This window comes from Pseudomonas sp. NFACC16-2 (genome assembly GCF_900119205.1).
In the GTDB taxonomy this organism is placed as follows: Bacteria; Pseudomonadota; Gammaproteobacteria; order Pseudomonadales; family Pseudomonadaceae; genus Aquipseudomonas; species Aquipseudomonas fluorescens_Q.
In genome coordinates, this window is the sequence record NZ_FPIX01000001.1 from 419,162 (window position 1) to 434,778 (window position 15,617).

Annotated in this window: 12 protein-coding genes and 1 pseudogene; 7 read left to right on the plus strand and 6 right to left on the minus strand. The window is 57.5% G+C overall.

The features are described from left to right. Nucleotides 1-67: 67 nt before the first annotated feature. Both BT116_RS01670 and BT116_RS31200 read left to right on the plus strand, forming a co-directional pair. Nucleotides 68-2,053 carry a M10 family metallopeptidase C-terminal domain-containing protein gene (locus tag BT116_RS01670; protein ID WP_072339460.1) on the plus strand — a complete coding sequence of 662 codons (1,986 nt, stop codon included), beginning with the start codon at nt 68-70 and terminating at the stop codon, nt 2,051-2,053. Between the two features lie 108 nt (nt 2,054-2,161). Next, the gene (locus tag BT116_RS31200; protein WP_218189664.1) at nt 2,162-2,500 is read left to right on the plus strand and encodes a putative antibiotic biosynthesis monooxygenase; all 339 of its coding nucleotides are present in this window, start codon (nt 2,162-2,164) and stop codon (nt 2,498-2,500) included. Between the two features lie 227 nt (nt 2,501-2,727). Here BT116_RS31200 and BT116_RS01685 read toward each other — a convergent pair whose 3' ends face one another. The 4 genes from BT116_RS01685 to BT116_RS01700 form a co-directional block, all read right to left on the minus strand. Then, nucleotides 2,728-3,543, minus strand: a complete 816-nt coding sequence (locus BT116_RS01685) for an NYN domain-containing protein (protein ID WP_072339464.1) — start codon at nt 3,541-3,543, stop codon at nt 2,728-2,730. 273 nt (nt 3,544-3,816) lie between these two features. Continuing rightward, nucleotides 3,817-5,160, minus strand: a complete 1,344-nt coding sequence (locus tag BT116_RS01690; protein WP_072339466.1) for an MFS transporter — start codon at nt 5,158-5,160, stop codon at nt 3,817-3,819. A 56-nt stretch (nt 5,161-5,216) separates the two neighbouring features. Continuing rightward, nucleotides 5,217-6,608, minus strand: a complete 1,392-nt coding sequence (locus tag BT116_RS01695) for a four-carbon acid sugar kinase family protein (RefSeq protein WP_072339468.1) — start codon at nt 6,606-6,608, stop codon at nt 5,217-5,219. A gap of 3 nt (nt 6,609-6,611) precedes the next feature. After that, entirely contained in the window at nt 6,612-7,889 is a 1,278-nt protein-coding gene (locus BT116_RS01700) for a ribulose-bisphosphate carboxylase large subunit family protein (protein ID WP_072339470.1), read from the minus strand. Nucleotides 7,890-8,081: 192 nt separating this feature from the next. Between BT116_RS01700 and BT116_RS01705 the strand changes: the two genes are divergently transcribed. Continuing rightward, nucleotides 8,082-8,960, plus strand: a complete 879-nt coding sequence (locus BT116_RS01705) for a LysR substrate-binding domain-containing protein (protein WP_072339471.1) — start codon at nt 8,082-8,084, stop codon at nt 8,958-8,960. Nucleotides 8,961-9,018: 58 nt separating this feature from the next. Here BT116_RS01705 and BT116_RS01710 read toward each other — a convergent pair whose 3' ends face one another. Beyond that, entirely contained in the window at nt 9,019-9,786 is a 768-nt protein-coding gene (locus BT116_RS01710) for an SDR family NAD(P)-dependent oxidoreductase (protein WP_072339473.1), read from the minus strand. A gap of 290 nt (nt 9,787-10,076) precedes the next feature. On the opposite strand from BT116_RS01710, the pseudogene BT116_RS01715 reads away from it, so the two are divergent. From BT116_RS01715 to BT116_RS01730, 4 genes and pseudogenes are all read left to right on the plus strand, one after another. Beyond that, a pseudogene (locus BT116_RS01715) lies at nt 10,077-11,945 on the plus strand (TonB-dependent siderophore receptor); the annotation flags it as partial. Between the two features lie 135 nt (nt 11,946-12,080). Next, a complete protein-coding gene (locus tag BT116_RS01720; RefSeq protein ID WP_072339944.1) occupies nt 12,081-12,332 on the plus strand; it encodes a hypothetical protein in 252 nt (83 codons plus the stop codon). 233 nt (nt 12,333-12,565) lie between these two features. Then, on the plus strand, nt 12,566-13,132 hold the full coding sequence (locus tag BT116_RS01725) for an RNA 2'-phosphotransferase (protein WP_092156355.1): 567 nt from the start codon (nt 12,566-12,568) through the stop codon (nt 13,130-13,132). 250 nt (nt 13,133-13,382) lie between these two features. Further along, a complete protein-coding gene (locus BT116_RS01730; RefSeq protein WP_072339477.1) occupies nt 13,383-14,771 on the plus strand; it encodes a surface-adhesin E family protein in 1,389 nt (462 codons plus the stop codon). A 40-nt stretch (nt 14,772-14,811) separates the two neighbouring features. Here the strand turns inward: BT116_RS01730 and BT116_RS01735 are convergent, their stop codons facing one another. Continuing rightward, a complete protein-coding gene (locus BT116_RS01735; protein WP_072339479.1) occupies nt 14,812-15,561 on the minus strand; it encodes a substrate-binding periplasmic protein in 750 nt (249 codons plus the stop codon). Nucleotides 15,562-15,617: the final 56 nt, after the last annotated feature.

Consider the following 15,617-nt stretch of genomic DNA (forward strand, 5'->3'; position numbering starts at 1 on the left):
CTGCTGGCAACCAGACTGAACCCTGTCTATTGTTTTTGGCGACGGAATAGCTATCGGAGGCATGGACATGAATCAGAGCATTTCGCCCGCCGCTTCAGCCGTGGGGAACACAGGCATGGTCGCCACGTCCTTGTGGGGCTCGGACAAAATCGGCGGTATCACGGTCGATCCGGACGGTGCTATCTGGCTTGGCGCCTATAGTCGCCTGGGACTCGGCGGCGAAGAGGATTCAGGCTTCACCGGCAGCCTGGTCCGGTTCAATGCCAACGGTAGCCTGGACCGCCACTTCAGTGGCGACGGTAAATCCCTCCTGCCTGTGGCGCTCGATATCGAGGACGGCGGCAATGCCGCGGTGCAGCCGGGAGGGAGTTACCTGGTGGCGCAATACGTGAAAGTAGGCGACACCTGGGTGTCGGGCGTAAGCCGTACCTTGGCTGACGGCAACCTCGATACGAGTTTCGGGAATGGCGGCACCGCGACAGTGCCTTTCTACTGGAATGACTCTCTAGGCCAGCAAGCGTCGTTCTCCGTGCAACGCGACGGCAGTTTTTTCGCCAGCGCCGCGTATCCCTCTGGGGAGATCTATATCGCCCGCTTCGACGCGACGGGGGCCCTGGTCTCGTCTTTCGCAGAGGCCGGGATCCTGCACCTGCCAGCGTCCGTCGGCATTCAACCCAGCCGCACGATCGACGTTTCGCTGCAGGGAGACGGGAAGGTATTGGTCACGGGGCAGGATACCCTGACGCGCCTCAACCAGGACGGCACCCTGGACAGCAGCTTTGCCAACGGCGGCAGCCTGGCCCTGGATGTTCACGCAGACGCCCTCGTCCTCCAGGATGACGGCAAAATCCTCCTGGCGGGCGCCTCGGGCGGCGTGGCAACCGTCATCCGACTCAACGCCGATGGCTCGCTCGACCGCGATTTCGGTGATCAGGGCCAGGTCCATTGGGGCTCGCAAAGCGCGCCTTTCGCCGTAGCCGACATGCTCGTACTGGCCGACGGCAAGCTGTTGATTGGCGCAAGCCAAGGTACCAGCGCGGACGGCTATCTGGCCGCCCTGGTCCAGCTGAACCCCGACGGCAGCCTGGACCACAGCTTTGGCAATCCCGACGACGGCTATTACCACCTTGACGGTAGCCGCGATGATGACTTCTTGCTCGGCACCGCCTCGTTCGACGATGCGATCTTCGGCGGGGCCGGCAACGATCTGCTCGATGGCCAGCAAGGTCGTGACCTGCTGACGGGCGGTGCCGGGGCCGATACGTTCCGTTACCAGTCAGTCACAGACAGCTACCGAACCGCAACCACGGCCCATAGCGACCGCATCACCGACTTCGACCCCAGCACCGATACGATCGACCTCGCCTCCCTGGGCTTTCTCGGGCTGGGTAATGGACACGACGGAACGCTGGCGATTCGAGTCAATGAAAGCGGGACGCGGACCTACCTCAAGAGTTTCGATGCCAACGCGGATGGGGAACGCTTCGAAGTGGTCTTCGACGGTGACTTGAGCCAAGCGCTGAATGAAACCAACCTCCTGTTTCAGCCGGCCAGGCTGATGGGCACCGAAGAGGCCGATCGTTTACAAGGCAACGCTCGAGGCGAAATCATCGAAGGATTCGCGGGCGATGATCGCCTTTATGGAGCGCTAGGCAATGATGTATTGGTTGGCGCAGCGGGCCGGGACCTATTGACGGGTGGCGGCAACAACGATGTGTTCCGCTTCGACGTACTGAGCGACAGCTACCGTACCGCCACCGAAAACCACACTGATCGCCTGGTTGACTATACCGCCGGTGAAGACACGATCGATTTGTCCGCCTTGGGCTTTACCCGGCTGGGAAATGGTTACAACGGCACGCTGGACGTGGTTTTCAATGAAACCAAGAACCTGACTTACTTGAAGAGCTACGAAGCCGACGCCGATGGGGCTCGATTCGAGTTGAGCTTGGTCGGGGACCACTCCGGTTACCGTGACTTGGACATCACCTTCGCCGAGCCCCCGGCAGAGGAGGTCTTTCAGTTGATCGGAGTGGCTGACTTATGGGTGTAGACCGCAAACCTGGTTATTCCTTGCCTTGGGCCGCATCCCGAGCGGTCTAAGGCGCCATCAGGGTCTTCGCTTCTTGTGATGATGGTGAGCTTGGCGAAGGATGAGGGTGTGCCGATCACCGACTCCGCCGCCATCGTCGAATATCTGGAGGAGCTGTATCCCGACACGCCGATGATTGGGACGGACGCCATTTCTCGATCAAAAATACGGTCGCTTGAACGCCTGGGCACTGATCTGGTAGTCCGGGCTCAGCTTTGGTTGTGGAACGTGACCCCATCCTTTCTGCTCTACGCATTGAGTCCGTTGGCCGACCACTGGGCTGTATGGCATCGAACACTGGTTCTGACGCCGATCACCGTAAGCCTCATTGTCTTTATTGTGAGTCCGTTGATCACAAAACACTTTGACTGGTTCCCGCGTCCTCGCTCAGCGCCAGCCGAAGGCTAGAACAGGATTCGCGGTCGTCTTCCATCACCGAAGGTGACACTCACCCAAGTTCAGAAAAGAAATCGAAAATGGTCATGAACCGGCGTACCTTCTCGGCAACGCTCATCGGAGCAGCAGCGACTACCGTCTTCGTGACAAATAGCATGGCAGTTCCCGCGTCAAGCCGTCCGCCCCCCTGACGCCCCTGCCTCAATCGATTGCAGCCGCCGAGCGCGTACTCGCCGAGGCTACGCGCTTGGCTGCCGATGCCGGGCATAGAGTATCGAGCCCCCCACTCCCGACGTTCCTCTCGCTTGCAGTTCAAACGTATCCGGATACCCCTTGATCAACTCACTGAGCTTTTTATAACCATGGGTGCGAGGGTCGAATTCAGGCCTCAATTTGCTGATATTGGTGCCCAGCGCTCCCAAGTGGGCCCAGCCGTCTTCGTCGGCAATGTCATCCAAGATCTTGGCAATGAAACTTACCGGTGCCTTGGGTAGTTTTCTAGCCTCGGGCGTACTGGCAACTTTGACAGCCTCGATTGCAGCGGGAGGATCACGCTCCGGCTCGGGTCGATCATGCCCATTGCTCGCAGCAACAAGCACTTCACTGCGAAGCAATTCGGTATAGATGAACTTGTCGCACGCCGACACGAACGGTCTTGGGGTTTTCTCCTCACCAAACCCGTAGACGATCAAACCTTCTTCGCGTAGCCGCGACGCGAGACGGGTGAAGTCACTGTCACTCGAAACCAGGCAGAAACCGTCGAAGCGTCGGGTATAAAGCAGGTCCATTGCGTCGATGATCAAGGCGCTGTCCGTTGCGTTCTTTCCTTTGGTGTAGGCGAACTGTTGGATAGGTTGAATCGAGTAGTCGAGCAGCACCTTTTTCCATCCCCCCAGTTGGGGGCCAGTCCAGTCGCCGTAGATTCGCTTGACGTTGGCGACGCCGTACTTGGCGATTTCCTCGAACAAACCTTCGACAATCGCGGCGGGGGCATTGTCGGCGTCGATTAACACTGCCAAGTGTTTTTGCGTGGGGGTGGCTACGTGGATGGCCATGGGTCGTCCTTGAGTGGGGACTTCAACATACCGTTAAATCACGGATGAAAAAAAGTGGTTATCTGACCTTGCGGCATTCATCTTACCCCCCTGCTGACTCTTTCAATCCCACCTTCAAGAACCGAACCATGATCGCATCCCCCGCCAAACGCCTCTTTCTGCCTGGAGCCTCAGGTGACACCCAGCGCTCGAACGCCCGGAGTTGATCACCCACCTGGCACTGACCGTCACCTCTGGGCGTGCGGCATGTGGACAAGCCGCACGCGGGGGTCATTACTCGTCAGTGATATTGATCGTTCTGGTTTCGGCTGACAGGTAGACGCACAAGGCAGAGATTGCCGCGAGCACTACCGTGTAGACCGAGATGGCATAGGGCGAGCCATAATGGCTGAGCAGATAGGCGCCGACGATGGGTGCCGTGCCGCCACCGATGATGCCACCGACATTGGTGGCCATGGCGAACCCGGTGAATCGTGCGCTGGGTCCAAATGCCTCGCCGGTGAATGAAGGCACAGCACCGTATACCAGGCCGTAGCCGGCCATGAACAGGCATGAGCCCAAGACCATGGGTAGGAACTGGCCTGTGGAAAATAGGTGCCAGAAGGGAAACGCGGCCAGTGCAGTCACCGCGAAGCCGATCAACATCATGGTGCGTCGACCCAGTCGATCGGCCATTGCGCCGGCGAAGGGAACGATTACCAGGTGCGTGCAAATGGCTACCATCGCTACCGCGAGCACAAAGGCATTGGAAAGGCCCAGTTCCTTCTGGCCGTAACTCAATGCGAACACGGTAAAAAGATAAAATGTCGAAAAATGACAAATGTTGGCACCCGCGACCAAAAGTAACTGTTTAGGGTACTTGGTGAACAGGCGCATGGCAGGTGACAGGTTCGGCCCCTTGGCTGCCGCGCGTTTTTCGGCGGTCTTTTCGAACACCGGAGATTCGGCAACTTTAGACCGTACGAAGACGCCAACGACCAACAGGGCGAGACTGGCAATGAATGGAATGCGCCATCCCCACCTATAGAAATCCTCCACCGACAATAAACTGCTGACGATCAGCAGCAACCCCGCCGAGGCGATGAATCCGAACACCGGACCAATATTGTTGATGGCTGCATAAAAACCACGTTTTCGCCGGGGCGCATGCTCAAGTAGCATGAGCACTGCACCGCTGTATTCTCCGGCAAAAGCGAAACCCTGGATGAAGCGCAGCACACACAGCATGATGGGTGCCCAGATTCCTACGCTCGCGTAGGTAGGCAGCAAGCCGATGCCGACGGTGCTCAAGCCCATGATGATCAACGTGAGGTAGAGCAATTTCTTGCGGCCTATCCGGTCGCCGAAATGTCCAAGCACCAGCGAACCCAGTGGCCGTGCGACAAATGATATGGCGAAGGACGCTAGCGAGGCGAGTCTTGAGACAGCTTCATCGGTGCCAGGAAAGAACAGAGGAGCGAAGATCAGCGCCGCCGCGGTACCGTACAAATAGAGGTCATAGGTTTCTAACGCTGTGCCGAAGAGACTTCCGGCTACAACATTTTTCATGGATTTTTTCTTCTCATCATCAACATGTTCATGATGAGTCTCGCTGTTACTTAAGAGTGAGGTTTGCATAGTTTCACCTGTTGTTATTGTAAATATGCAAGCGTGTTCCTGTCCTGGAACGGAAGTTAGCTCCTACCTGTGAGCGCTTTTACGAAGTAGTCCTGGTCACCCATCTGCCCGCCTTTCAAGGCGATTTCCAGGTTGTCCAAGTACGGTTTGTTTGAGCGCACCTGGCAGAGGGGCGCACCGGGAGAGAGATCGGATTTGATGACCAATGCATCAGGGGCGAGAATCTTGGTGATCTGACTTGACGTATCACCGCCGGATATAACCAGTCTTTCGAGCGGATACGCCTTAAGAATGTCCAGAACGATGTAGCCCATTTCGACAGCCAATTGCTTACCGCCGCGGATTTTTGCCTCGTCACGAAGCAGTCCTTTGGCGGTCATCGCTTCGATCATCTGTTCGATTCTCAGGTCATCCGGACCTTTTGCCGTGTGGATCAGCACGGAGCGTCCGCTTTTGAGGTGCGCGACTGCCGTCGCCACTACATCTTGAACCCGCCCTCCTTTATGTGATTCTGCGAGGATCGCTGCCGCATCCACCGCCAGTTCGACAAATCCACTCGCGATAGCGGTATCGATTTGAGCGCGACTTAACGGGGACGCACTTCCAGAAATGACCAACACTTGTCTGGCGGGCTGCAGCGCAATGACCTGAGTTTGGTAGGCATCTATCAGCCCCACCGAATGCCAGTGCTGCGTTAATCCATACTCGACACCTGAAGAGCCAACCACGAATAACGGCGCCGAGCGACTAGAGATCTCCGTGAGTGCTTTTCCTGCAAGGGTCATATGTGCATTGGTAGTGCCGTCGATCAGAACCGAGTCATGACTCAGAGAAGCTTGGCTGACCAAGGACGCCAGGTCGGCAGTTTGGTCAAGCTGCAGGATGTCGATTTTGGCAATCGACAAATGCTTTTGCTGGCCGATATGGACACTCAGATCGGCTTCTCCCATAGGCGTGATGGGGTGCGCCCGCATGACGGGATGGCGGTCGATCCGGTGTACACAGTGGTCGGTCTTGGACAGCGCAAACAAATTGCCAAACACGCAGTAACGACCCAGGGCCGGGTTACCCGCGATGATCGGCACCCCCTTGACCCCAAAGGCGCGTGATGCGAGCTCGATGACATGGCCAATGTTGCCCACGTCGGGAGCGCTGTCGAACGTGGAGCAAACTTTGTAATGCACAAGGTCGGGGGACAGGCGCTTGATTGCTTCGAATAGGTCTGGAAGCACTTCATCCATTTCAGCATTGGATAACGCGCGGCTATCGCCAGCGATGCCAATAGCGTCGAAACCACCCAGCTCTTCTAACAACTCGGGCGACGGTGGCGCCAAAAACAGTGCGCATCTCAGGCCGGCTGCGGTAAGGACTTCCAGAGCATCGGTCGAGCCGGTGAAATCATCACCGTAAAACACCAGACGAAGCCTGGGCGTATTGGCTGAACGCATGATTTATACGCCTCCGAATTTTGCCAAGGCGGCGGTTAGTGCGGGTCTGCCCTCTGCATACTGTTGCAGGGGTATGCCCTGAGTCGCCGCTTCCCATCCTTCGCGCATACTCTGAACGCCGGCACCGATACCTAGGGGATGGCCGATAATTCCACCGCCCGCCAGATGCATGAGATCCACCGACTGCAGCTTTTCGAACAGCGTTGGCGCTTGCGCAGCCCATTGGCCGGAAGAGAAAACCGGCAGGATCGGTTGGACGCCCGAAAACGGGGTCAGGCAGCTCAGTGCCGAGGCAATGACTGAGTCATCCGGTTCCCAGAATTTGCTCTGAATGCCATTGACGTGCAGATGATCGATGCCAGCCAGGCGCCAGATTTTCTGGTAGACCTCAAACGAAAAGCCCAGCTGTGGATTGCGGGTAAAGGCACCCCAGCCGTTGCGATGGCCGTGAATAGGTAGCTGGGAATGCTTGCGGATGTGCTCGACCCCCGAATGCCCAACCCAGTTCAGGCAGAGCATGACGCAGGTCCCCCCCGACTCCAGCACGGCGTCGTGGCGGCGAAGCATTTCATCAATGCTCCCAGAAATATTGATCGCGTACATTGGCATCCTGCCGAGGCGATCTGCATGCTTGTGAAGTACAGGCATGACAGCATTTAGCCTCGCATCGAAGGATGCATAGGTCGGGTCGATCAAGAGTTCATCATCTTTGAGGAACTCAATACCACCCGCACACAGCTCATCGGCCACGGTAGCGGTCTGCTCAGGTGTCAGGCCGATGCTGGGTTTAATGATGGTGCCAATGATTGGACGGTCATGAACGCCGCACAGTTTACGAGTCCCTTCAATACCAAACTGTGGGCCCAAGAAGCCAGCGGCAAATGTTGCCGGAAGATCGACATCGAGCACTCTTAAACCGCTGACTTCACCTATCTCGAATAGATTGCCGGCAACGGTGGTCAGCAGTGCAGGAAGATTCGGACCAATATTGGCCGTTGGAAAAGCGATTTCAACTTCGCCGCGATAGTACGTCGCCGAAGGATTGTGCCGAGCCAGATATTCGCTATGTAACGAAGCACGGGTGACCGCTGGAAGAGACTTGACCGACACCACACGGGCCCGTGAACGCTCTTTCAAATCAGCTGATTCGCCGGGCAAGGCAATGAATGTACCGCTGGATTGCTCGCCAGCGATGACCTCGCCGACACGTTCAATCGGGTAACTGCTCTCTACGAAGAAGCGGGCCGTAAACTCTTCGCGCCCGGCTGTTTGATCGACCATCGATAATCACCTTGGCTCTACTTTTTTTATATTCAATGGCCGCTTTTGCAGGGGCGGCCTTCACCTCGAATATACATTGACCCTGCGAACGGGCTAACGATATGATTTCCCGCTAAGTTGAGAAAAACTCACATTAGGCTTCTGGTTCGACCGACGCTCTGGTCGCCATGGCCTGCCCATGAGGTGCAGCACATGTCATCCCCTCCGCGACCGTCTCTCAATGCACTCAGAGCTTTCGAAATGGTTGCGAGGAAAGGCACCTTCGGCGAAGCCGCTGATGCCCTTTCCGTGACTCACGGTGCTATCAGCCGACACATTCGGACGCTTGAGGACGTGCTGGGGGTCGTCTTGCTCACGCGCAATGCGCATGGCACTAAACTGACTCCAGAAGGCGCGCGCCTTGCCGCTGGCCTGGGCCGCGCATTCAACTTGATCCAGCAAAGTATCGACGAAGTGCGCCCTCAACCGCTGGAGCTGTCATGTTCGGCGTCGATCATGATGCATTGGTTGCTACCCAGGCTTGCCGGGTTGCACAGCAACTTTCCGACGATGGAGCTGGGCTTGAGAACCGGACACGGTCCAATCGACTTTGTCCAAGATGGCGTCAGCGTGGCAATACGCTTGGAAAGCATTGACCCACCTCCCGGCATCGCGCCGATCCCGTTGGCCAATGAATGGATTGGGGCTATATGCTCGCCTGATTACCTTAAGGCTTCAGGTGTGCAGCAAGTGAGCGACTTGAGCGGCAAAAAGCTGCTGGCTACCAAGACTCGCCCGCATGCTTGGAAAGAATGGTATTCAGCGTTGCAGATGACCATGCCCGATCCCCCTGAATTGGAATACTTCGAGCATTTCTATCTGCTGATTCAAGCGGCTAAGGTCGGCTTGGGATTTGCCTGTGTGCCGCGGATGCTGGTGCAAGCGGAACTGGAGAGCGGCGCGCTGGTAGCCCCGTTTGGCTGTGTTGAAGGCCCGGAAAAATTGGTGCTGTGGATCTCGCCCAACGCCAGAGCGCGGGCCGACACAGCAGACCTGGTGAAGTGGATCGTAGAAGAAATGGCGGCCGAATGATCAGCCGCACAGGGAGTGCCTGCTCATTACGCGCCCCCTTTGTTCGTATCAGCGCTACTCAGATATCGCCAGCGCCCCACGCAAGGAAACCACCATCCACGGGTAGGACAATTCCGTTGACGTAAGCTGAGACGTCAGACGCCAGATAGCTGACTGCTCCGGCGATTTCACGCGTGGTGCCATAACGTTTCGCTGGGATGGCGTTGCTGTAAGCCTTACGGAACTCATCGCTGTGCAGTTCTTTGGTCATCGGCGTATCGACCGGTCCAGGGGCGATGGCATTTGCGGTGATTCCGTATTCGCTCAGTTCGACGGCCATCTGCCTTGTCAGCGCGATCACAGCACCTTTTGATGTGCCGTAGGCCGTCCGGCCTTTGCCCACTGCGCGCATCCCGGCAACGGAGGCGATGTTGATGATCCGGCCGAACTCGTGCTTACGCATGATGCGTGCCGCCAGCTGGCAGCACAAGAACGTGCCCGTGACATTGATCAGCATTGTCCGGTTGAAGACATCGGCATCAAATTCCAGGAAGGGCATGGTCTTGGCGATGCCTGCAGAATTGACCAGCACATCGCAGCGCCCAAACTTGCCCTCAACCCATTCGAACGTAGCAGACACAGAGGCAGGTGTACCGACATCGATCTGGAAGGCATCGGCGCAGAAACCTTGGTCACGCAGGTGTTGCGCGAAACGTTCGGCCTCGGTGGTATTGATGTCGCAAATGATCACATGGTGGCCATCACTCGCCAGCGCACTTGCCGCTTCCGCTCCGATACCCATAGCGCCGCCGGTAATTACGGCGACTTTCTTGTTTGCAAGCGTCATCGAGAACTCCTCTTTTATTATCGTTGCCAAGCCCAGTTGGTCAGTGGAAATCCTAAGAAGGCGCTGTCAATCCAGCAATCGATAAAAATTCGCTCGACTGTCACAAAAACTCACTGACCGCCGTGCCTGGTCTCAGTATCTCAGCGCAGATGCAACGCATCTGGATTAATTAGCCGCAGAGACTTGCTCCCCTGGGCATTCATGCTCCGCACTTCAGGTTTTCTGCATCAACGCATTCTCAATGCGTTACACCCCGACGGACCGGAAACCCTCGCTCCACATGAAAACCGATGACCGACATCAACGACGTGGTCAAGGCGACGCCCGGTTTGTTCCTGGACTTTTCCTCTGGTCCTGGTCGGCAGACCTACAAGGCACGCGGTTTTGAAATCGACAACTTGATGTATGACCGCATCCCGAGTGGCTACAACGGCGTTAACGTTGGCGCCCAGCCTAACCTGGCCATGTTCGATCGGGTCGAGGTGGTGCGCGGTGCCACCGGCCTGGTGACGGGTGCAGGCAACCCTTCGGCCGCCATCAACCTGATTCGCAAGCGGCCATTGGCCGAGCAAAAAGTCACCCTGACCGGTGCCGCCGGCAGTTGGGACGACTACCGTGGCGAGGTCGATGCCTCCAGCCCGCTCAACGACAGTGGCACGCTGCGCGGCCGGGTCGTGACCTCTTACCAGGACGCCAACAGCTTCATCGACAATGTCGAAGAAGATCACGGCCTGTTTTATGCGGTCACCGAAGCGGACTTGAGCGAAGACACCACCCTGACCCTGGGTTTTTCCCACCAGAAGGACAAGACCAATTACTTCTGGGGCTCTTCGATGATCGGCCAGGACGGCCATCATCTGGATCTGCCACGTTCCTACAATCCGGGCACGGATTGGGAGAACAAGGATCAGGAGATCAACACCATATTCGCCGAAGTCCGTCATCGCCTGGCCAACGACTGGAACCTTCAGGTCAACGCCAACTACGCCGAACAGAACGCGTTATTCTCCGGCTCTTACCAATCGCGCTGGGTCAACAACAAACTGGCCTGCACGGTTTACCAGGCCGACTTCGATGAAAACCAGGCCGGCGTAGACGCCTTTGCCAGTGGGCCCTTCGCAGCGTTCGGGCGTACCCATGAACTGGTGGTGGGCGCCAGCAAGCGCATCTACGACATGACCACCCACAACTACAGCCCGTACGACACCAACTGGCCGCTCAATGCGGGTAAACCGGACTTCGTCCACACCAGCAACCAGCGCGAAGTGACCACTCAGGACGGCGTCTATCTCACCACACGCCTGAGCCTGGCCGACCCGTTGAAGCTGATTCTCGGCGGGCGCCGGGACTGGTACGACTACGATAACCGCGATGGCGACGGTGACTACAAGGTCACCCGTAACCTCACCCGTTACGCCGGCCTGATCTACGACCTGGACGAGCATCACTCGGTCTACGTCAGCTATAGCGATATCTTCACGCCGCAGAGCTCCAAGGACACTTCCGGCAGCCCGGTCAAGCCGATCGTCGGCAAGAACTACGAGGTCGGCATCAAGGGCGAATATTTTGATGGCGCGCTGAATGCGAGCGTGGCGCTGTTCCGCGTCGACCAGGAAAACCGCGCCGTGCAGCTGTTTACCGCAAACTGCCCACAGGCAACCTGCTATGAAGCTTCCGGCGAGATTCGCAGCCAGGGTATCGACTTCGAACTGCAAGGCGCCTTGACCGAAAACTGGCAAGTCGGCGGTGGCTACACCTACGCGCGCGCACACACCATCAAGGACGCTGCCAACCCGCAGAACGTAAACAAGCAGTTCGACACCGACACGCCGGAGCATCTGTTCAAGCTGACCACCCGCTACCACTTCCAGGGCCCGCTGGAAAAACTGCGCGTGGGCGGCAACGTCTCCTGGTAGAGCCGTATGTACAACGACATCTCGCTGGCTGATGGCAGCACATACCGCCTCGAACAGGGCAGCTACGCGATCACCGATCTGATGGCCGGCTACCGGGTCAGCCAGAACCTGGACTTGCAGGTCAACGCCAACAACATCTTCGACCGCAAGTACTACTCGACCATCGCCAACTCCGTGAGCTACGGCGGTGATGCCTACGGCAACCCTCGCAACATGATGTTGACCGCCAAGTACAGTTTCTAGAAAGCAGAAAAAAGGGGACGTCACTTGGAACGTCCCCTTTCAACCCAAAGCAGTGCACTCGCGACCCTCCTTATGGTCTACCGGAAGCCGCAAATGGCACACCCCTGCATACCTCTGCGCCAGAGAGACAATCACATGAAAATGGCTGCCATTTTTGTACTCACCTGGATTGGCTTCACCTCAGCGGGCGCATTTGCCGGTGATCGGAACCAGGACTATCGAGAGGCAAACAGGCGCCACTGGGAACACCAGCGCGAAATGGACAGAGCAGCAGACAGGAAACACCGCGAGCGCCATCAAGCGAGGGAGCGGGAAGAACGCAAGCATTATGAAGAAATGGAGCGGGAAGAGGCCAGGCGTAGGGCGCAGTACTATCAAGCGCGGTAGAAAGACTGCCGCGAGTGATTTCATCATGCGCCTGCCTCACGCCCCCGAATCAGTCGATACGCCGTTTCCCCGCGCAGCCATCACAACGCCTACGAAACCGTGGGAATCCCTTTCCTTGTGCGCCAAAGCCAACGAAACTGCCCGCGTCGGCCTGCGGGCAACGTTCGTTTGAGTGCCGCCATACAACCAAGCACAGTACTATTTGCAATCAGCCAATGAAAACGGACCTTTCCTTGAACAAGAAACAACGCGACGACATCAGCAAGCTCCTCAGCTACGTACTACGCCACGCCCCCGAATCCATGGGGCTAGTCCTGGACCGCGACGGTTGGACCGATATTGATAATCTGATTTCGAACGCCCACCAACATGGCCATACCTTCGACTACCAGATGCTGCACGAAGTGGTCGAGACCAACGAAAAGAAGCGTTTCACGCTCTCTGAAGATGGCCAACGCATTCGAGCCGCACAAGGTCACAGCACCGGGCAGGTCCAGGTGCAACACGTCGAAAAAACACCACCGGCCCAGCTCTATCATGGAACCGCCAGCCGCTTCATGGCCTCCATCGAGGTGCAGGGCTTGATCCCAGGCAGTCGGCACCATGTCCATCTGACTGAAAGTCCCGAAACGGCAATGGCCGTCGGCAAGCGCTATGGACAACCTGTTCTACTCGCTGTTGATGTACAGGGTATGAAACAGGCAGGGGTTCGGTTCTTTCAGGCGGACAACGGCGTTTGGCTTGTGGAGTCGGTACCTGCGGCCTACTTGAAGACGGTAGAGGATAAAACTCATACATGAATGGGTCCGTGTCATACCTTTGGCCTAGCGCCCGTAGGTAAACCAGTTACCCATTGGACGTTCCGTCAAGCCCCAACCCGTGTTGTTGCTCGATGCAGTGTCACAGGCCGGTAGTCGTCGTTTCACCGACGCTGGCCGGCCTGATTGCTGACCCGGGCTCGCATCAGCTAATCACTCCCTCTATCCTAAGCCCCCAGCCCCAAGACATCGCCCCACCCTGCCTCCCTCAATGGACTTACCGGAGACATCTGTGCAACGCCCTACCCTTCTCATCGCCTCAGTGCTGCTAACCGCCTGCGCCAGCCAACAGCCACCAGCCGATAAGCTAGCCACCCTGCTCGCTCAGCCGTTGACGCCCAACAGCCTGATGCGCGAAGGCGACGTCATCAACTTCCAGGTGTTTGCCCCCCGCGAGCCGAACATACCCTTCTGGCAAACGGTTCAGTTTTCGGCGGCCTGCTCCAGACCTCAGGTCAACCAGGTTTACTCGTTCATGCTGCGCCGCTCCTACGCCAACAATAGCGGCCACTATGCCCCGCCAACAGCGTTGCCCGAGCGTTATCACGCCACGCTGATGAACAACCGGGCGTTCACCCAGGCGTGTAAAAATCTCCCCGCTCCGGATTGGCGCCAGGTGATGAAGGGGGACGCTGAACGGTGGCTGTTGCTGGATAACAGCAGCGTGCGCAAAAGCGGTAAACAGGTGCAGTTCTGGATGGCGTACGACGAGCCGCAGACCCGCCTGAACCCGCTGAGTCGGTCTCCTTTCACGCAGACCCGCGAGCAGTACACGCTGGACTGCGCAGCGCGAAACGTCACGCTGTTGGCCCGTTATTACCTCAATGCCAATAACGAGGTCACTGACGGGAAAATCGAGATGTTTCCCGAGGCCAAGGCGATGACAGCGGCCGATCAGGATCAGTTGAAGGTTTTTGAACTCGTGTGCAACGCGCCTACGACCATTGCCACTCTGCCGCCGTTCAAGTCACGTACCAAAGCACCGATCGCGGCGGATGCTCTGCCCGATATCAGCCCAGGTGTGTTGAGGAGCATTGAGCAACTTCACATGCCGGCCCCGGTCAAGACGCTGACTTATATTGAGTTGGCAGGCACCGCCAGTCATGCCCAAGAAAGTTGGCCGGAGCGTACTGAGTACTTCCTGTCCACTGACCCTGTGACCCGGCAGCTCAGCATTGTTCACAAAAGCGAAAACCTCAATGGCCGCCAGATCAACTGGCGCGGCCTGATCAGGCTATCGGGCACAGAGCAGGCAACGCGTTCCGAGAACACCGAGGTGGTCAACAGCCTGAGTTTCCGTGGCGATTGGCAGCGTATGCCTGTGGGCAGTCAGTTGGGCTTTACCCGCCAGGGCAGCCTCACCAGCAATCTGATCGGCACCGTGGGCAAGGAACCGAAAACCTTCGACTGTACCGTCGACAGTGAAGGGCCAGCCAAACGACTGAACCCAGCCTTGAGCGGTAACGCCAAGGCGTTGAGCTGCCGTGAACAGCGCCCAAGCTTGACGGTCGTGCCGCTGAAGCACTATTACTACTTGGTTGACTATGGGTTCTTCTATCACGCCAGTACTGACAAAAATGACTCGGTATCCATCGACATGCATGTGCAGAGCGTGAAGTGAGTGCAGGTCTGCGGGGCCGGCTTTCGCCGGTTCCGCGCGCTCATTGCCCCACCGCCCCCTCATACCGCCGCTGAATCCGCTCCAACTCTCCGGAACGCCGCAACTTCTCCAACGCACTGGCCCACGCCGCCACCACTTCATCCTCACTGTCAGGGCTGAAGGCGATGTACAGCGATGAGCGATACAACTCGATAGGGATCCGTCGCAAGGTGCCCGGCGCGATATTCAACTGACGGCTGTAATAAGCCACGCCCGCATCGGTGTCACCGACGATGATGTCGGTGCGCCCGGCAAGCAGCATGCGGTAAAGCAGCTTGCTCTCGGTGGCGCTTTTATCCAGGTTGTTGAAGCCCAGCGACTGCAACATCTGCGGCACCAGGCCGGCGTGACGGGTGGTGATCTGCGGGGCATGCAGCAGTTGTTCCAGGGAGTTCACCGGCGGCGTACTGGCCAGTTGATAGGGGTGGATGGACTCCTCCACGATCGGTCCGACCCATTTGTACAACGGCTCGCGCTCCGGTGTGCGGAACAGGGAGTACATGATGGTCTTGGGTCGCGTCTTCAGTACCTGGGTGGCTCGCATACTCGGCTGCAACAGCAACTCGAAGTCATTCCCGGTGAGCGCCATGATGGCCCGGACGATCTCGGTGGTCATGCCGGTGAGCTGATTGTTTTCCTGATAGTTGTACGGTGCCCACTCTTCGGTGACGACTTGATACTCCTCGGCCCAGGCATCAACCGTGCCGAGCAATAGGCAGATCAGCGCTGCAACCGGTGTCGAATGTTTCACGTGTTCTCCCGGTGGATTGTTCGGTGTTTGTGCATGGGCGGGCCTGATTCAAGGGG